Here is a 330-nt window from a genome sequence, read left to right as displayed (position 1 = left end):
GGCTTGCCAGGCCGGATCGGCCGGTGGCTGAGTTCGCTCCCCCTTGCTCATTGCCAGTGCTCCGTCCGACGCCAGCAGGGCGGCGCCGATGCTGGTTCCGGTCGATGTCTCCGAGGCGACAACCGGCCGCTCCGTCGCCGCCGCCAGCATATTGATGAAAAGCGGGTTGCGCGCGAAGGGCCCTTCGACCGTCGTCGGTCCGTCGCCGCCGATCAGCTCGAGACAGGTCGAGGTCATCAGCGCCAGATAGAAGGAGATGGCGGCGAAGCGTTGGCCGGGGCTCAGGCTCTCGGCATTGACCCATTGCGCGCTGCGATGCGGGAAGGGGCC

General features: G+C 68.2%; 1 pseudogene. It reads right to left on the bottom strand.

From position 1 onward, the window contains the following. A pseudogene (locus tag EN852_RS37550) lies at nucleotides 1-330 on the bottom strand (FGGY-family carbohydrate kinase); the annotation flags it as partial.

The sequence above is a fragment of the Mesorhizobium sp. M2E.F.Ca.ET.209.01.1.1 genome (assembly GCF_004010375.2).
In the GTDB taxonomy this organism is placed as follows: domain Bacteria; phylum Pseudomonadota; class Alphaproteobacteria; order Rhizobiales; family Rhizobiaceae; genus Mesorhizobium.
This window is presented reverse-complemented; position numbering and strand designations above follow the sequence as displayed.